General features: G+C 30.6%; 23 protein-coding genes and 1 tRNA gene. 18 read left to right on the top strand and 6 right to left on the bottom strand.

The features are described 5' to 3' along the window. Positions 1–4: 4 nt before the first annotated feature. From KA883_RS05355 to KA883_RS05295, 13 genes are all read left to right on the top strand, one after another. Positions 5–214: a hypothetical protein gene (locus KA883_RS05355; protein ID WP_210122511.1), complete on the top strand. Its 210-nt coding sequence runs from the start codon at positions 5–7 to the stop codon at positions 212–214. Then, positions 174–812, top strand: a complete 639-nt coding sequence (locus tag KA883_RS05350; RefSeq protein ID WP_210128576.1) for a hypothetical protein — start codon at positions 174–176, stop codon at positions 810–812. Before KA883_RS05355 ends, KA883_RS05350 begins: the two co-directional genes overlap by 41 nt. Before the next feature lie 12 nt (positions 813–824). Continuing rightward, positions 825–1,280 (top strand): hypothetical protein, encoded by a 456-nt coding sequence (locus KA883_RS05345; protein ID WP_210139895.1) that lies wholly within the window; start codon positions 825–827, stop codon positions 1,278–1,280. Positions 1,281–2,652: 1,372 nt separating this feature from the next. Further along, a complete protein-coding gene (locus KA883_RS05340) occupies positions 2,653–3,162 on the top strand; it encodes a phage terminase small subunit P27 family (RefSeq protein WP_069805117.1) in 510 nt (169 codons plus the stop codon). A 26-nt stretch (positions 3,163–3,188) separates the two neighbouring features. Further along, positions 3,189–3,725, top strand: coding sequence for a pathogenicity island protein (locus tag KA883_RS05335; protein ID WP_210128419.1), 537 nt, complete (start codon positions 3,189–3,191; stop codon positions 3,723–3,725). After that, positions 3,722–4,036 carry a hypothetical protein gene (locus KA883_RS05330; RefSeq protein WP_210139894.1) on the top strand — a complete coding sequence of 105 codons (315 nt, stop codon included), beginning with the start codon at positions 3,722–3,724 and terminating at the stop codon, positions 4,034–4,036. The genes KA883_RS05335 and KA883_RS05330 overlap by 4 nt, the downstream gene beginning before the upstream one ends. Further along, a complete protein-coding gene (locus KA883_RS05325; protein WP_210128417.1) occupies positions 4,033–4,368 on the top strand; it encodes a sigma-70 family RNA polymerase sigma factor in 336 nt (111 codons plus the stop codon). Before KA883_RS05330 ends, KA883_RS05325 begins: the two co-directional genes overlap by 4 nt. A 74-nt stretch (positions 4,369–4,442) precedes the next feature. Continuing rightward, positions 4,443–5,033: an ImmA/IrrE family metallo-endopeptidase gene (locus tag KA883_RS05320; RefSeq protein ID WP_210128416.1), complete on the top strand. Its 591-nt coding sequence runs from the start codon at positions 4,443–4,445 to the stop codon at positions 5,031–5,033. Continuing rightward, entirely contained in the window at positions 5,030–6,196 is a 1,167-nt protein-coding gene (locus tag KA883_RS05315; RefSeq protein WP_210139580.1) for an FRG domain-containing protein, read from the top strand. The genes KA883_RS05320 and KA883_RS05315 overlap by 4 nt, the downstream gene beginning before the upstream one ends. Before the next feature lie 158 nt (positions 6,197–6,354). Beyond that, the gene (locus KA883_RS05310) at positions 6,355–6,651 is read left to right on the top strand and encodes a hypothetical protein (RefSeq protein ID WP_210128413.1); all 297 of its coding nucleotides are present in this window, start codon (positions 6,355–6,357) and stop codon (positions 6,649–6,651) included. Between the two features lie 208 nt (positions 6,652–6,859). Continuing rightward, the gene (locus KA883_RS05305; RefSeq protein ID WP_210128412.1) at positions 6,860–7,093 is read left to right on the top strand and encodes a hypothetical protein; all 234 of its coding nucleotides are present in this window, start codon (positions 6,860–6,862) and stop codon (positions 7,091–7,093) included. Between the two features lie 84 nt (positions 7,094–7,177). Further along, positions 7,178–7,369, top strand: a complete 192-nt coding sequence (locus KA883_RS05300; protein WP_015900763.1) for a hypothetical protein — start codon at positions 7,178–7,180, stop codon at positions 7,367–7,369. A gap of 27 nt (positions 7,370–7,396) precedes the next feature. Then, entirely contained in the window at positions 7,397–7,783 is a 387-nt protein-coding gene (locus tag KA883_RS05295; RefSeq protein ID WP_210128421.1) for a YbgA family protein, read from the top strand. Positions 7,784–7,832: 49 nt separating this feature from the next. Here the strand turns inward: KA883_RS05295 and KA883_RS05290 are convergent, their stop codons facing one another. Beyond that, positions 7,833–8,390 (bottom strand): hypothetical protein, encoded by a 558-nt coding sequence (locus KA883_RS05290; RefSeq protein ID WP_210128411.1) that lies wholly within the window; start codon positions 8,388–8,390, stop codon positions 7,833–7,835. 496 nt (positions 8,391–8,886) lie between these two features. Between KA883_RS05290 and KA883_RS05285 the strand changes: the two genes are divergently transcribed. Continuing rightward, positions 8,887–9,660: a hypothetical protein gene (locus KA883_RS05285; RefSeq protein WP_210128410.1), complete on the top strand. Its 774-nt coding sequence runs from the start codon at positions 8,887–8,889 to the stop codon at positions 9,658–9,660. A gap of 139 nt (positions 9,661–9,799) precedes the next feature. Here KA883_RS05285 and KA883_RS05280 read toward each other — a convergent pair. Continuing rightward, positions 9,800–9,871, bottom strand: a tRNA-Arg gene (locus KA883_RS05280). Positions 9,872–10,021: 150 nt separating this feature from the next. Here KA883_RS05280 and clpP point away from each other — a divergent pair. Then, positions 10,022–10,606, top strand: coding sequence for an ATP-dependent Clp endopeptidase proteolytic subunit ClpP (gene clpP / locus KA883_RS05275; protein ID WP_046207443.1), 585 nt, complete (start codon positions 10,022–10,024; stop codon positions 10,604–10,606). A 141-nt stretch (positions 10,607–10,747) separates the two neighbouring features. Here clpP and KA883_RS05270 read toward each other — a convergent pair whose 3' ends face one another. The 3 genes from KA883_RS05270 to KA883_RS05260 form a co-directional block, all read right to left on the bottom strand. Beyond that, positions 10,748–10,945 carry a hypothetical protein gene (locus KA883_RS05270; RefSeq protein ID WP_046207444.1) on the bottom strand — a complete coding sequence of 66 codons (198 nt, stop codon included), beginning with the start codon at positions 10,943–10,945 and terminating at the stop codon, positions 10,748–10,750. A gap of 18 nt (positions 10,946–10,963) precedes the next feature. Then, entirely contained in the window at positions 10,964–11,860 is an 897-nt protein-coding gene (locus KA883_RS05265; protein ID WP_046207445.1) for a TIGR01777 family oxidoreductase, read from the bottom strand. Between the two features lie 365 nt (positions 11,861–12,225). Continuing rightward, positions 12,226–12,414 carry a hypothetical protein gene (locus tag KA883_RS05260; RefSeq protein ID WP_046207446.1) on the bottom strand — a complete coding sequence of 63 codons (189 nt, stop codon included), beginning with the start codon at positions 12,412–12,414 and terminating at the stop codon, positions 12,226–12,228. 281 nt (positions 12,415–12,695) lie between these two features. Here KA883_RS05260 and KA883_RS05255 point away from each other — a divergent pair, with 281 nt between their 5' ends. After that, on the top strand, positions 12,696–13,352 hold the full coding sequence (locus KA883_RS05255) for a DUF4887 domain-containing protein (RefSeq protein ID WP_204180212.1): 657 nt from the start codon (positions 12,696–12,698) through the stop codon (positions 13,350–13,352). A gap of 142 nt (positions 13,353–13,494) precedes the next feature. On the opposite strand, the gene KA883_RS05250 is transcribed toward KA883_RS05255, so the two are convergent. Continuing rightward, positions 13,495–13,722, bottom strand: coding sequence for a hypothetical protein (locus KA883_RS05250; RefSeq protein ID WP_046207448.1), 228 nt, complete (start codon positions 13,720–13,722; stop codon positions 13,495–13,497). A 408-nt stretch (positions 13,723–14,130) separates the two neighbouring features. Here KA883_RS05250 and KA883_RS05245 point away from each other — a divergent pair, with 408 nt between their 5' ends. Beyond that, entirely contained in the window at positions 14,131–15,105 is a 975-nt protein-coding gene (locus tag KA883_RS05245) for a sugar-binding transcriptional regulator (RefSeq protein ID WP_226857817.1), read from the top strand. A gap of 39 nt (positions 15,106–15,144) precedes the next feature. Then, the gene (gene gap, locus KA883_RS05240; RefSeq protein WP_019469448.1) at positions 15,145–16,152 is read left to right on the top strand and encodes a type I glyceraldehyde-3-phosphate dehydrogenase; all 1,008 of its coding nucleotides are present in this window, start codon (positions 15,145–15,147) and stop codon (positions 16,150–16,152) included. Positions 16,153–16,171: the final 19 nt, after the last annotated feature.

Raw genomic sequence — 16,171 nt, 5'->3', positions numbered from 1 at the left:
TTCCATGAATCACAGACGTATAGCACATCAAATTTTAGCACGTTTACCTACCCATGTGAACAATGTATCTGTTAGGTATATTGATTCACTGGTAAGGCAATATGCTAGAAATAAGAAAGACTTTAGTGCAATAAAGCGAATAATAAATCAAAAACGAAAGAAGGCATTTAATTATGGTAAAAACAGTACAAGACAATACAATCAATATCTTTGATAATCAAATTTATGATAAGGGTGTTAAGGCAAAAGAGGTTAAACAGAAGTACCATCAGCTAACAAATCGTATTAAACAGCTCAATAGTAAAATTACACATTATCAAAATAATGATGAATTTGCAGAAGCAACAAAATTAAAAAGTCTACAATCAGATTTAGAACAAGAATTAATCGAAGTCGACGAACAACTTAACTCATCAGATTATAAAGTAACTGAAGAAGAATTTGACCAGTTCTACAAGGCATACAACAAAGAAATGACAGAATTTAAGGATGAACATCAAAAACTAGCGAAAGAGATGCAGGATAAACTGCAAGATGTTGTGAAAGTGTATCGTAAAATGATTGAGAATAAAAATGAGGCTGGTCGTCGTATATCTCGTGAACGTTATGTTAAGCAAGAGAAGAACAATCCTAATGACATTCACAATAGATTTAATGGGCAAATGCTAGACCACGAAATTAATTTAGGTGATGGTGATAAATACAATGAACAAACAACGCCACGTGGTTATGCATGGAGAGTCGAACAAGCATTAGATACCGTTTCTCGTGATGAGTTCCAAAAATATCATTATGGCCAAAAACAATGGTAAGGATGTGAGTATATGCTAACAACAATCAAACAATCAGATAATAACGTTAAATATAATAAGCAAAAGAATCGAATTACAGTACAAGCACTTACGACTGATAAACCTGTAGAAATGGGAACGACCAAAACAGTAGATCCTAACTATCGGACTTTTAAACCGTATGAGTTGGATAACAATGTATTTCAAGTATTAAAGGACAATGACAGACTCTGTGTGATGTTAGATAACAATAAAGATGATAATATTCTTGCTTCTATCCATCGCGGCAATTTGACAGTTGTCGTCAATCAAGGATTATACGGATTGGCTATTGAGATAGATGATAGACCCATTATGCAAGAATTCATAAAGTTAGTGCAGCAGAACAAAGTTAAGAGTGTACAAATCTATACAGATGAAGTGACATCGATGAATAAGCTCATTGAAAAGATTGGTAAAATAAAAGCAATTTCTATTAATACTAGGTAATGTAAAGTGGTATTATGACGGCGTTCATGGTATAATATAGATATTAAAGATATACTAAATCTTTAATGTTGAGCGCTCAGTATTAAAGTCTAAATTAGCCATTGGGCATTTAACTCCTTGTTATTTTCATTAGTTCCCAGTTCTTCTGCACGTTGGTTTAGGCCATCACTATTAATTGGTGGTGGTCTTTTCTTATAAGTAGTGGGTGTGATGAAAGTATGGATATATTGAATGTGGCTGATATATAAGGAGATGCCAATATATTAAAGGTATAGTTATCAAGGGACTTCACAATAAAGGACACAGTGAATAAGCTACCTATGTTAAAGGTCGGGTTATTAAGCATACAGTTTATAAGGTCACTACTTTTAGTATGAGTATTAGATCCAACTAATGAGATAGTTCACATAGAAGTTTCATTGTGATTGTTCATCAACATTCAAAGAGAAGAAATGAATTGTAATTGATATTTGATTTCTAATTAAGAATGATTAATCCAATTAAGATAAATTGTTTAAGTTAATTCATTTGTTGAAATTCAATTGTTGATTGAGTTCAGAAGATAAATGATTTCATTTGTTGAATCAATTCAGTTAAGAAGTTCATTAAGAAAAGAAAGTAAATGTAAAAAGTAATTTCAGATTTGAATTACAAAAAAGTTTTAAAGAATTATTTTCAAAATAATATTTCTAATTTCAAAATAAAAATTAAATTCAAAAATCAAAATGAGATTTAAAAATATAAATAATAATTGTTGTTCGTAAAGTGATAAGCAAGAACAATGTTAGAAGCAATTAGGAGATACAAAACGTTATAACTAAGCATGAATACTTTGCATTATACAATGCCATTTGTAGCCATTTAGAGAGCTATACAGAGCATACATTTATTTAGGTGCTCAATAATCTTACATGTAGCTTAAATGGTCTTAGAATACGTTGTATGAAAAGAGTAAAAAGTAACTAAACTTAGATTGAAAGTAAATTAATTTTGCCCAGTAGATAATTAAAGTAGTGGTGGAAATTTTAACGGATAGATAATTTAATCGGGCAGTGAAAATAATACTGGAGATTATAAAAAAGAAAATGAAATTTGAAAAAAATATTTTCTAAATTTAAAGGGAGGCGTTGAATTTGCGCCCAGCCTTTTTGAAAACGAATTAAACGAGCCCGCCTTATCCGTAACCGAATCTTGAAATGAAAAGCTAAAATTGTGTAAAAATTCACAATATCAATAGATAAAATAGCCTAATTTAAGCCGTTTATGGCCTAATATCCGACTATTAAGCCTTTCAATGCACTATAAGACGTTTGTCAGAGCTTAATATGAATTATTGTTTCAATACATATAATACTAATAGGAGATGATATGGATGTCACAAAGAAAATTATTATCACAACAGAAAGCATACCGTACAAAAGATGTACAAGACCAAAGAAAAGCTACTGAAGAAGCAATGAATAATCTTACTAAATTAGCACCAGAAGCACCTGATTGGCTTGATTCAGAAGCTACAAAGGAATGGTACAGAATTTATCCACTACTTAATGAGTTGCCTGTAGCGAGCTTAGATTTGGCGTTAGTATCAACGTATTGTCAAGCCTATTCTGATTACATCAACGCCAATAAACGATTAGAAAATGAAGATTCGGTAGTTGTGACTGAAAGAGGGTCAAAACTTAATCCTAATCATACAATCAAACGTGATGCATTATCACAGTTAAATAGTATTGCGCCTAAGTTAGGACTTACAGTTGAATCTCGGCTTAAAATCATGGAACCGAAACCTAAGCAACAATATGATCCATTCAGTGAATTTTTTGAAGATGGTAAAAAACCACAATCGGTATATGAAGAGTTTGGTATGGATAATAACGATTAAATAATAAAGTGCTAGGGAGGCCTGCAATGATTTTAAAAAGAAGTAAAAATGTGCTTTGGTATTATGAAGAACCTAAGATTACCGAATACGAGCTTTTAACACAATACTCACCCATGATGATTAATAGCAAAATACGAGTGATACAAGAGCAAATAGATGCAATGTACCACTTGAACACATCGCACATGTGTTGTGACGAAGTTGAAGGCGTTATTACTGTTTCCTATCCATTAGAAAAGTTAGTATTTTGGATAATACAACAAAAAGATGAATTAAATCATTTTAAAAATAACAGTACTAAGAAACTAAATCTAATGAAGAAAATCATTCGTAGATATACACCTAGAGAACAAAAAGAAGTAATGAGATATTTCCAAACAAATGGCAGTGAGAAGCCACACAAGACGATTGACAAGTTGCAAGAAGATTTATATAAAGTGCATCATAACCAACGTATAGAGCGTAATAAGCAACGTCAAAAAGAGAGTGAAGTAATATATCAAAACTTTTTAGTCGAAACGAAGGCATCATTAAATCAGGAACGTGAGGAGTTAGTAATATGACTGATGTAGATTATCCTGTTTTAGAACGATACATGCGCAATTATCACATAATGGTAGACACTTATAAGAATGAATCTCACAATATGGACGAACTTCAATATATGAACCTAGAATCGATTGTGAAGGGTATTACAGAGGTATACAACAATAGCCAAGTAAAAGTGCAACAGATTATTAAATTGTCATGGTGGGACGATAACAACTACACAGACAACGTTATAGCTGATGTGATAGGTATAAGTGAATTGACGTTAAGACATGCGAAAGAAGTTATATTAAAGCGTGTGGCAAAGGCCGTAGATTATGTATGAAATATGATAAAAAGACAGTGAAAGAGTTTATATTAAACTATCATAAGACAATAGATAACAGTAAAGAGTATGATGAAGATACAAATGTTGATGACTTCTTTAGTGTGAATGACCAACAGGAAGCAGTACCTATAGACGAGAATAATGTTGAAGAAAGCATATTTTATAATGAAATAGAAACATTAATGGAGCAAGTGGCCACAGATAAAGAATTTTACATGTTTTGGCTTTTAGCAGAAGGCAAGACTTATCAAGAAGTAGGACGTATATTTGAAGTGTCTGCAGAAAGGGTTAGACAGATGTTCAATAAGTTGTTGGAAAAAGTAATGTAGTTTTATGTTATAATAATTCACTGAGAAAGTTCAGTTAAAATTTATAAACTGAGCTTTAGTGAAGAGGTGGAAAAATGAGAGAATTACAATATGGAGAAATATTAAATAAAGAAATAATAAACCTATTCCCAAACGATAAACAAAATGAAATTGAAAATATGATAGTGTCCGATGAAAAAGGTTTTTTTATAGACTTGAAGGAAATATGTAATATTCTTCAAATAGCAATTGAAGAAAAAATAGATGGATTTGATTTTTCATTAAATGATTCTGGTTATTACGATAGTAAAGAAAATAAAATAATAATAAATCGGATAGAATCTAAAAATAGAAAAAGGTTTACACTTGCTCACGAATTAGGTCATGCGTTATTGGAACATGAAGGAATATCATTCAGAACGAATGACAAAGATAAGTATAAAGATATCATTAATAAAATAAGAGAAACTGAGGCAAACAAATTTGCAGCACAACTATTGATGCCCAGAGGTCTTGTTAGTCATTTATTATCAGAAGCAATAAAAAACAAAGATTATAATCCTAAAAATTTGGATGAATTTCAAGTTGATCAATTAATAAAAGAAGTAGCTAAAAAATTAAAAGTATCTGAGGAATCTTTAGGATATAGTATAAAAAATTACGAACTATTAAGTGATAAAACATGACAAAATCAATTTATAATGAAATACAAGAAAAAATTGAATATTACAATTTATACAATACAATCTATCTTAAAATAAATTTAATCCCCAACGATCAAGAAAATCCTTATAAACCATATACAATTATTGGAATAGATATAGAGTATAATAACAGTGAAAATAAACAACTTAATAAAGAGTATGAAGAAATGGTTGAGACCTTAAATAAAAAGATTGATATTGATCAAAAGCGCCATAAAAAGGAATGGCAATTATTTTATTTAATAAAAGAAATACTGCAAGAATCAGAGAATATAGATACGTGCACTTTTAATTACTTTAGAGGACAAAGATCTGATTGGCCCATGCTACCAGGTATATTAAGAAGCGATATTTCAACAGAATTAAAAACTAATTTTGAACAAATTTATAAAAAAATTGCTTACAATTATCCAGAAGAATTAGATTATATACCATATAGTAAAGATAACAGAATGGATAGAGCTCGACAGTTATCAATATTACAACATTATGGCATGAAGACGAGTCTACTTGATATAACTAAAAATCCATATATAGCTTTACTATTTATATTCAGTGTGTCTAATAAGTATAAACTTAGAAAACCACGTTTAGAATTATATTCCATTGATGAAGAGGAACATTTCGATAAACATTTATTTATGAGAGTTCAAAAAGATTTGAATAATAAGCGAATTGAAGCTCAAAAAGGTGCATTTTTAAATTATGATTTCCTTTACGATCTTAATCATACGGATGTCAAAAAAATGAATAGAGTAGTTATTAAAATGGAATTTGATAAAATTGAATATGCAAAAAGATTACAAGAAGATTTAAAATTAGCTCAAGAAATGATTGAAGAATATAATAACTCTCAAAATAAAAAGGAAAGCCAATTAGAAATAATTAAGAATTTCGTTGAAGATTTAAAGAGAAAAATCGATAGTTTTAATGAGATTCTTCAACTTGATGAAAATGTGAAAATTGATGAAGATAAGCAGTTATTCAAAGAAGGATATGAAGAATTAAGAAGAGAAATGTTAACAAAATTAAGAGAGTATCATTATTTCGAAAATCATCTGTATCCAGATTTAGATAAGCAAATTGGTTTCATGGTATCAAAATATAGTGATGAAACTAAAAAGGAATTTATTGATGATATATAGAAAATTCATCTTTACTTTTAGTTGTAATAATAATCGAATCACATAGTATAGTGGTAATTATTGTGTAGAAAAAATGAAAAGTATAAGCGTATATGCTTATTTAAGGGTAGACACTTATATGTTTGCCCTATTTATATAAATAAGGGGGCGGGGGGTATATGGAAGGAATAAGTTTAATAATATATCTTTTATGTGGATTATATATATTTAAGCATTTATATGTAATTTACTCTGATTTTATAACTCCATTTGTATGGGATATAAGGATTTCGAGAAGTGATGAAGGTAATGCTATTATATCTATGTTTTTAACATTATTTTTAGTATTAATGTCTCTTGCGATTTTCTTAGCTGTGATACATACATTATTTGGTGACTTTGATTTCATTTTTGTAATTTTAGCTAGTTTATATTTTAAATTTGGTACTGATAAAGGAAGAATTTCAGACAATTAAGTTACATAAAAACGAGTTGTTGATAACAAATAGAATTATCTACTCAAACCACCAACATGTGTATCGGGGGCGGTTATTTTTATATTAAATAGACGGTGAAATAAAGATATATACAATAGTTATAAAGGCAGGCACTTATGTGCTTGCCCTATTTTTTTATGTTATATTTAATAATAAAATAAATAATAAGTAGAAAGAGGGAGAAATATTGGGCATAGAAGGCAAAAAGTATAGAATAAAAGTTTTTTTAAAGAATGGTGAGCATTTTTATATTGAAGAAAATATTGGTGGTTTTAACACAGAGAAAGAAAGAAAAAATAAATTCGAAAATTATATTAAAACCTTTGGAGATTTGAAAGCTATCGGCATTGATGGATACACAGGAGAAGATATTGATCACATAGAGTTCGTCCATGATAGAGAGGGTAAAATTGGATTTTAATAATAGTCTCACTTTAATTAGTGGTCTATTTTTTTATTTACATATACGAACAAACATTCTATCATATTCATGAGGTGATTATAAATGGAACCAAATTTAGATTGGAATAAAGATTTCCAAGAATTCCAGGATATTTTGAATTCAGGAATACATCCCGAATGGTTATATAACGCAAAAGCAAATATGATACTCAACCCTTCATACACAGGACAGGGCAAACAATTTTTCTTTACTAAAGATATTATTAAAGCTAGTAAAATAGTTCCTTTTTATTAAATAGAACATTGAAAGAAGGTATATAACATTAACAAACAATTTCAAAAAGAAAAACTGTGGAGTAGATATAAATACGAAGTTTTATGGCATGATCAAAACGCTTATAATGATATTAGATTTTTGATGAATAATGATGTTGAAATTGAATTAGTTCAACAAAAAATTCAATACGCCTTAAATAAGCAGCCTACTAAAGGCTCAATAATAAATGCTTATTGTCATATGTGGGGATATTTTAAAAAAATAAGTACTGAACAAGAAAAGCAGTTATTTATAAAACTAAAGACAGATTTTGAAAATCGTATTATAACAGAAAAAGAATTGATTGATTTTATCAAGAAGTTAGCTGATTTATATGAAGTCACTTATTTAAAACAATCTACTATTATAAATAAAGCCCACCTAAATGAATAGGTGGGTTGGCTTATGAAAATATATAATGACATGAGGTGCATTTGTATTACTATTCTTCATAATCACTTGGATCATATTCATATCCATACTTTTCTGCATCAGCTTTTCTTATTTCTTCTCTTTCAGATTCACTAGCTTTCATCCACTCATCTTGCCCATTAACCCAATCTTCATGTGTTTTTTGTTCACTAGGTGTACGTTGTACTCCGTTATTTTCATAATCATAAGTTTGTTCTGAATCGTCGTCTGGGGATTGATTTTCATCTAACATGCCAACATCGCCATTAGGAATACCTGTAAATCCGTGTTCTTTCGCAACTTTTGCATTAGCTTCCATTTTCTCTTGGTCAGTAGGCTCTTGTTGTGTAGGTGTTTGTTTCTGTGATTGAACAGGTTGTTGCTCTTGAGTATTCACTTGCTCTTGTACTTTTTCATTAGCTTTATCGTCTGACTTCTCTTTTTCTTCATCAGACTTCTTATCATCTTTCTTACTTTTTTTATCCGATGCTTTAGTTTCTTTCTTATTTTCCGACTTGTTTTCTTCTTTATCCCCACATGCTGCTAATACTAAAAAACTTGCTAATAGTAAAAATAAGACCTTTTTCATTTCACATATCACCTTTAAAAATAAATTATTAACTTAATTGTACTATACCTAAAAAACAAAAGTGATAACAAAAAGTTATGATTAATCTAAAAATTTAAGAATTTGTTTATATTTAATGATAATATGGACGTAATTATAGAACATCAAATGAACAACTATACGTTTATTCATTTCTCGATGCAGCACAGAGTGAATGTCAGAATCGTTTATAAAGTTATTTAAGATATTTTGAGCTGTTTTTTTTTTTGAGAATTATGTAACAAAAGCTATTACTCAAAAATGAGTATGTGGTTTGGTAGCTCAAAAAAGAGCAAACAATGTACACGGTCAAAAATGACCACATACTTTTATCCAAAAAAGACGATAGCAAAAGGACGAAAAAGTCCAATTGTATATAAAGGAAAAGTAAATAGTAATATTATTTCTTAATTCATCTTGTATTAGTGTGCTTTTTAGAAGATAATTATAAAAACAACAATTAAGAGGTGAGCAACACTTGAATAGATTTGATGGTAAAACTGTTATAACTATTATTGGTGTAATTAGTTTAATGATATTCACTTTTATTTTTACGATTGGCTATATATTGAGTAATATAGATCCAGAAAATAAATTAGAAGGTTACACAATTGCTATAAGTTTCATTGGTATTTTTGCTACATTTGGTGGTGCTTATTTAGGTGCAAAAATTGCAGGAGATAACGCAAATAAATTATTAGAAAAAGAATATGAGAAGAAATCAATAAAGGATAGAGAAAAAATAAAAATAAGACTTAGTATGTCTATGGATTTTATAGTGAAAATTAACGATAGAATAGTTCAGTCATACTCTATGAAAAGGATTGCAAGTAGTTTACATAAAGAAAAAGAATTTTTATTGGATGAAAAATATAATATTAAAATGTTTAGACCAGAGAATAAGGTTTATTTTAAAAATAATTATTGTGAATATGATGATTGTAATGTAAAAGAAATAAAGTTTACAACAAGAAATTATGAAGAATTGATTAAATATATTAGTATAATTGATGAAATTATTTATAGTAATGAAATGATTGAATTAAGGAAAGAAGAACAGAAGCAGTTATTTGTCTTTAAACAGCTACTTAAAAATATTTATACATTAATAGAGAAAGATTACTTAGGAGAATATGTAATTAATATAAGTAAAAATAGTAGAGAGAATGCGCTAATTGAATATTTAATTCAATTAAATATATTATTAGTAGATATTCAAGAATGGTGTATGGGAATATCACAAAACAATTGATTTTATAATGGGGACTAAATGGGGGCGCGAAATTCAAAACGTATCAAAACGAATGACACTATAAAATATAAAAATACCGACACCACAAGTATTTTGACAACTAGTGATATCGGGTGAAAATGAGAAAATAACTTATTAATCCCCTCGAAGGGAATCGAACCCCTATTCTAAGAACCGGAATCTTATGTGTTATCCATTACACTACGAGGGGTAAATAACAATAATATTAGTGTACAAATCTTATAAGTGTTGGTCAACAATAATTTATAATGTTTAATGAAATTCTAAGTGTTATTTTTTGACCATATTTGACTTTTAGGTTAAAATAAATTTATCAGTTAGAAATAAGGAGGCAATATTAATGAATTTAATACCTACAGTAATTGAAACTACAAACCGTGGGGAACGTGCTTATGATATTTACTCACGTTTATTAAAAGACCGTATTATTATGTTAGGTTCACAAATTGATGACAACGTAGCCAACTCTATCGTATCACAATTATTATTTTTACAAGCACAAGATGCTGAAAAAGATATCTATCTTTACATTAACTCACCAGGTGGTAGTGTAACTGCTGGATTTGCTATTTATGATACAATTCAACACATTAAACCAGATGTGCAAACGATTTGTATTGGTATGGCTGCATCTATGGGTTCATTCTTACTTGCAGCAGGAGCAAAAGGTAAACGTTTTGCTTTACCAAATGCTGAAGTAATGATTCACCAACCACTTGGTGGTGCGCAAGGTCAAGCAACTGAAATTGAAATTGCCGCTAATCATATTCTGAAAACACGTGCTAAATTAAATAAAATTTTAGCTGAGCGCACAGGTCAATCAATTGAACAAATTGAAAAAGATACTGACCGTGATAACTTCTTATCAGCAGAAGAAGCTAAAGAATACGGTTTAATCGATGATGTTATGGTGCCAGAATCATAATATATCGCGTAAGCTAATAATGACATACAAGTAACAAAAAACAAGTCACGACAATGTACGACCATTTCTAAAATGCATGATGCATATATGATGTGGTTGACATGTGTGGCTTGTTTTTTTAATAATATTTTGAAAGTATGATTAGTGTTTATTTAAGAGATTTTGTTTCTTTTTATAAATTAAAATAATCGAAATGACTAACGTCAATAATCCAATGATTACTAAAGACATAGAAATGACGATCATAATAGCAGGTTTTTCAAATGCCAAAATACCATTGGTGATGAGGAGTAAACCTGCAATGAATAATAAGATATGGCTAATACTATCTTGTTTCATTTTTAAATAGTCCCTTTCTTAATGAACTAAATTTTCTAGTGCTAGTTTCAGATTTGGGTATTTGAATTCAAAATCTAGTGCTTGCAACTTATTAGGTAAAACTTTTTGAGTATCAAGTACAACTGTCGACATTTCACCTAAGATAAGTCTGAGTGCAAATGAAGGTACCCATGTATAGTGTGGGCGATGAAATTCTCTTGCAATGGTATAACCAAACATATTTTGATGTTCTGCAATAGGTGATGTGAAATTAAATACGCCGCGTGCTTTTTCATTATTTATGGTATAGAGTATCGCTCTTGTTAAATCTTCAATATGAATCCAAGAATACCATTGTCTACCACTACCTATTTTACCACCGACATTTAAATCATAAGGTAATTTCATCAATGGTAATGCACCACCTTGATTTGATAGTACCATTCCAAATCTGCCAATAATTACTCGTGTGCCTAATGATTCAAATTGACGTGCTAAACGTTCCCACTGATATACCACTTCAGATAAAAAATCAAATGGTAATGTTTGATACAGCTCAGTATATGTACGTGTTAAATCAGGTTTGTAATAACCTACTGCGCTGGCGTTAAAGAATACAGCTGGCTTTTGCTTTCTGTTTTTAAAAAGGTCGTATAGTGCCTGAGTAGATTGTAATCGACTTAACATAATATTTTGTTTATGTGAGGAGGCCCAGCGATTATTTAAGCTAGCACCGGCTAAATTGATCACGATATCAATATCTGGAATTTGGCTTTCCCAATTCGGTTCTGACCAGTTAACATATGTGATTTTAGGATGTGATGTAGCATTGTTTTGTCTTGTTAATATCGTGATTTTGGAATCACTTTGTTGTATTGCCTCGATTAGCTGAGTACCTACTAGACCAGTACCGCCTGTAATTAGATAGTGTTTCATAGTATCACCTCATAGAATTGTAGTATGGAATCGTTCAGGTTTTAAATGCAAGTAAATCTCATAAAGAGTATGACAAAATTTATTCGAATTTTGTTCAAAAATATGTCATTTACTATGTCAAAGATGTATTTAAAATAAAATCATATGTCGTTATAATAAAGGTACCTTCGATATTAATTAATCATCTCTTAATTATTTCGAGTATACCCCATAATATACTAGCGAAGGTAAAATTTTGACTCCCTTTAGTAGAGGCCTATACGATTATCGTGTAGGCCTAATTTTTTATGATTCTTAATATACATCATTGAATCGGCAGAAATTATTTTGATGTCATTATAATAGTGTAATTGAAGTACTACATATTATAAAATAAATAAGCCGATAATGCCAAAAGCGATTAAAAACAAAAATAGCACAAGTATAAAAAGTTTATAGCGCGTTTTAATTGGGATTTTTGATTCATCATTATCATTTACGCTCATCATATGACGCAAATGGGTAGGCTTTTGTTGTGATTGATTTGATTCATTAAATAAGTCGTACTTTTTCAAAATCTAGTCACATCCTGTTATGATATTATTGATAGTAAAAGAATAATTTAAATAAAAGTATTGAAACAATATTCGAAATTAGATTAGTATTAAGTTGAAGCTACAATAAAAGTGTTGTATGTGATTATTTTACTATAGTTTGGAAATCAAAGTAACAACTACATTAAAATGTGGTTAATAAGGTTGTTTAATCAATGAAATAGTGTAAAATATAGTTCTAACATGAAGTTAAATGCCATTTGAAAATGATGATTTGATATAAATTGAAGTGAGGGGAGCATATGCCTAAGCATAATCAAAATAACAATTTTGATGACAAAGATAATAAAAAAATGAGTGGTTTCGCAAAACTGATCAGTGGATTGATTGTCCTATTACTTATAGGTGGGTTAGTTTTTGCAATTTTTGCATTCGTAGATCATTCAAATAAAGCCAATGAACGTTTGGCAGACCAAAAACAAGAAGAAAAAGACAAAAAGAAAGAAAAAACTAAGGAACAAAAAGACAAGAAAAAAGAAAAATCAACTGAAGAAACAAACCAAACACAACAAACCCAACAGACACAGCAAACACAGCAAACACAACAAGTTCCTCAGACACAACAGACGCAACAAACCCAACAGACACAGCAACCTAGAACACAAGAAAGAAGAACTACGGAAGAAAAAGATTCACCTGAAAAAACAAAGGAAGAACGTACTACTGAAGAACGTTCAACAGAGGAAAAAACAAGCGAACCTTCAACAGAAGAAAAAACAACAGAAGAAAAGACGAGTGAACCTTCTACTGAAGAGCGCACATCTGAGCCTTCAACAGAAGAGAAGACGAGTGAACCTTCTACACAACAACGCAGTACGCAACAAAATACTCAACAACGTTCAACTCAAAATAATAATTCAAACACAGAAAAAAGTTCGCAATCATCTGATGAAGATTAAATATAAAAAGAAAATTATATTTCTAGAACACGTGCTGTCACATACAGTGCGTGTTTTTTATAAATATTAATGTGAATTTAGCACTAAAATGAAACGCAGCTTATCATTTGTAGTAAGAATCATATGAAACAAAAAAGAATGATTAAAATAAAAAGCTCACTAAATATGAAATGAGTGACAAAAGCAGTATGATTGATAAGCAGCCACCTAAACAACCAAATGGACCTAAATGACAACCAATGTGTTTGTTGTAATTAAATGATTGATATGGATTTTTTTGAGAATGTTCTTTCTTTTGTTTAAAGTAATCGTCATCTTTGTATCTTTTATCTTCTGGGTCTATAACTTCTGGTTGTTTATTGTTAGACATGTATATTCCTCCTGAAAAATAACTCATTAAGTTTATATTTATTTTAAGCATAATTGGAGATTGTTTCAAAGAAACGCATGTTGATGATGTTATGTTTAACATATAATTAAAAAATGTCATGTGGAAAATGATTAATAAAAAAAGAAAATGGGTAAAATATTTCTATAGAGAATAGAACTATAAAAGTATAAATTTCACTTTATTTAAGAACAAAGTATTTCTCTTGCTTTTTTAAATGTATAGTAGTATTATAGCAAATATAAGAGGTTATATTTTTTTGTCCCAGTAGGGACGTAAAAAGTCAATCTATGGTTAGAACTTGACCCTTGTATATAGAAACGGAGGAGGTTAGTAGTGAAGAACTTGATAAAAATTCAACAAAAGCTTGTCCCAGAAATTGTTGAAAAGATGTATCGTCGTTTTTCAATACTCACTACTATCGCTCAGTATCAACCCGTCGGTAGACGTAGTTTAAGTGAATATATGGATTTAACTGAAAGAGTGTTGCGTTCTGAAACAGATGTTTTAAAGAAACAAGCACTTATCAAAGTTAAACCCACAGGTATGGAAATCACTGAAGCTGGTGAAACGACAGTACGCCAACTCAATAGTTATTTTAACGTTTATTCAGATGATCATCACCTTGCTCAAATTATCAAAGAAAAATATGGCATTAAAGATGTTTATGTCATTCCTGGTGATTCAGACACTGATAAAACGGTTAAAATTGAATTATCTAAACAAGCCGGACAGCTAGTTGAAGATGTTTTATACGATCATGCAACTGTAGCAGTTACTGGTGGCTCAACGATGGCATACGTAAGTGAAGCTATGCATCGGCAACCTTACGACGTATTTTTTGTACCTGCAAGAGGTGGGCTTGGTGAAAACGTTGTATATCAAGCCAATACGATTGCAGCCAGTATGGCACAGCAAACAGATGGAGATTATACAACGCTTTATGTACCAGATAATGTCAGTGAAACAACGTATAATACACTTATGTTAGAGCCTTCAGTGATACACACTTTAGAAAAAATTAAAGAAGCAAATATTACAATCCACGGCATTGGTGATGCGCTGAAGATGGCGCGTAGACGTCAATCACCTAGTGAAGTTATTGAAAAACTTCAACATCACAATGCCTCGGGAGAAGCATTTGGATATTATTTCGATGAACAAGGGCAGATCGTTCACAAAGTAAAAACGATCGGACTTCAATTAGAAGACCTTGTATCGAAAAAGTTTATCTTTGCCGTTGCTGGGGGTAAATCAAAAGGAGAGGCAATTAAAGCTTATCTTTCGATTGCACCCAAAAACACTGTGTTAATCACAGATGAAGGAGCGGCAAGTATTATCGCGAATAATAGTAATAAAAAGTGATTCCACTTTTTAAATATCATTTTAAAGGAGGCCATTATAATGGCAGTTAAAGTAGCAATTAATGGTTTTGGTAGAATTGGTCGTTTAGCATTCAGAAGAATTCAAGATGTAGAAGGAATCGATGTAGTAGCAGTAAACGACTTAACAGATGATGAAATGTTAGCTCATTTATTAAAATATGACACTACACAAGGTCGCTTCACAGGAGAAGTTGAAGTTGAAGAGAATGGTTTCCGCGTTAACGGATTAGAAGTTAAATCATTTTCTGAGCCAGATCCAAGCAAATTACCTTGGGGGGACTTAGATATCGATGTAGTATTAGAATGTACTGGTTTATTTACAGATAAAGAAAAAGCAGAAGCACATATCAATGCAGGAGCTAAAAAAGTATTGATTTCAGCACCAGCTAAAGGTGACTTGAAAACAATCGTTTACAACACTAACCATGATACTTTAGATGGTTCAGAAGACGTTGTTTCAGGTGCTTCATGTACTACTAACTCATTAGCGCCAGTTGCTAAAGTGTTGAATGATGAATTCGGTTTAATCGAAGGTTTCATGACTACAATTCATGCTTACACTGGTGACCAAAGCACACAAGATGCGCCTCATAGAAAAGGTGACAAACGTCGTGCGCGTGCAGCTGCTGAAAACATCATCCCTAACTCAACAGGTGCTGCTAAAGCTATCGGCCTAGTAATTCCTGAAATTGATGGTAAATTAGACGGTGGAGCACAACGTGTACCAGTTGCAACTGGTTCATTAACTGAATTAACAGTAGTTTTAGATAAAAATGTAAGTATCGAAGATGTAAATAACGCAATGAAAAATGCATCTAACGAATCATTCGGTTATACTGAAGATGAAATCGTTTCTTCTGATGTAATCGGAATGACTTACGGTTCACTATTTGATGCAACTCAAACACGTGTTATGACTGTTGGAGATCGTCAATTAGTTAAAGTAGCAGCTTGGTATGATAACGAAATGTCATACACTTCACAATTAGTACGCACATTAGAATATTTAGCAAGTCACGCTAAATAATTTGATGCTCACTTTAGTT

This window comes from Staphylococcus sp. GDY8P54P (assembly GCF_017892645.1).
In the GTDB taxonomy this organism is placed as follows: Bacteria; Bacillota; Bacilli; order Staphylococcales; family Staphylococcaceae; genus Staphylococcus; species Staphylococcus ureilyticus.
The sequence above is the reverse complement of the archived record's forward strand: the minus strand, read 5'-3'. Positions and strand labels throughout refer to the sequence as shown.

What these genes read in the sequence shown, in the direction of transcription:
- KA883_RS05355 (WP_210122511.1), top strand. Translation starts at nt 5, where the DNA reads ATGAATCACAGACGTATAGCACATCAAATTTTAGCACGTTTACCTACC.
- KA883_RS05350 (WP_210128576.1), top strand. Translation starts at nt 174, where the DNA reads ATGGTAAAAACAGTACAAGACAATACAATCAATATCTTTGATAATCAA.
- KA883_RS05345 (WP_210139895.1), top strand. Translation starts at nt 825, where the DNA reads ATGCTAACAACAATCAAACAATCAGATAATAACGTTAAATATAATAAG.
- KA883_RS05340 (WP_069805117.1), top strand. Translation starts at nt 2,653, where the DNA reads ATGTCACAAAGAAAATTATTATCACAACAGAAAGCATACCGTACAAAA.
- KA883_RS05335 (WP_210128419.1), top strand. Translation starts at nt 3,189, where the DNA reads ATGATTTTAAAAAGAAGTAAAAATGTGCTTTGGTATTATGAAGAACCT.
- KA883_RS05330 (WP_210139894.1), top strand. Translation starts at nt 3,722, where the DNA reads ATGACTGATGTAGATTATCCTGTTTTAGAACGATACATGCGCAATTAT.
- KA883_RS05325 (WP_210128417.1), top strand. Translation starts at nt 4,033, where the DNA reads ATGAAATATGATAAAAAGACAGTGAAAGAGTTTATATTAAACTATCAT.
- KA883_RS05320 (WP_210128416.1), top strand. Translation starts at nt 4,443, where the DNA reads ATGAGAGAATTACAATATGGAGAAATATTAAATAAAGAAATAATAAAC.
- KA883_RS05315 (WP_210139580.1), top strand. Translation starts at nt 5,030, where the DNA reads ATGACAAAATCAATTTATAATGAAATACAAGAAAAAATTGAATATTAC.
- KA883_RS05310 (WP_210128413.1), top strand. Translation starts at nt 6,355, where the DNA reads ATGGAAGGAATAAGTTTAATAATATATCTTTTATGTGGATTATATATA.
- KA883_RS05300 (WP_015900763.1), top strand. Translation starts at nt 7,178, where the DNA reads ATGGAACCAAATTTAGATTGGAATAAAGATTTCCAAGAATTCCAGGAT.
- KA883_RS05290 (WP_210128411.1), bottom strand. Translation starts at nt 8,390, where the DNA reads ATGAAAAAGGTCTTATTTTTACTATTAGCAAGTTTTTTAGTATTAGCA.
- clpP (WP_046207443.1), top strand. Translation starts at nt 10,022, where the DNA reads ATGAATTTAATACCTACAGTAATTGAAACTACAAACCGTGGGGAACGT.
- KA883_RS05270 (WP_046207444.1), bottom strand. Translation starts at nt 10,945, where the DNA reads ATGAAACAAGATAGTATTAGCCATATCTTATTATTCATTGCAGGTTTA.
- KA883_RS05265 (WP_046207445.1), bottom strand. Translation starts at nt 11,860, where the DNA reads ATGAAACACTATCTAATTACAGGCGGTACTGGTCTAGTAGGTACTCAG.
- KA883_RS05255 (WP_204180212.1), top strand. Translation starts at nt 12,696, where the DNA reads ATGCCTAAGCATAATCAAAATAACAATTTTGATGACAAAGATAATAAA.
- KA883_RS05250 (WP_046207448.1), bottom strand. Translation starts at nt 13,722, where the DNA reads ATGTCTAACAATAAACAACCAGAAGTTATAGACCCAGAAGATAAAAGA.
- KA883_RS05245 (WP_226857817.1), top strand. Translation starts at nt 14,131, where the DNA reads ATGTATCGTCGTTTTTCAATACTCACTACTATCGCTCAGTATCAACCC.
- gap (WP_019469448.1), top strand. Translation starts at nt 15,145, where the DNA reads ATGGCAGTTAAAGTAGCAATTAATGGTTTTGGTAGAATTGGTCGTTTA.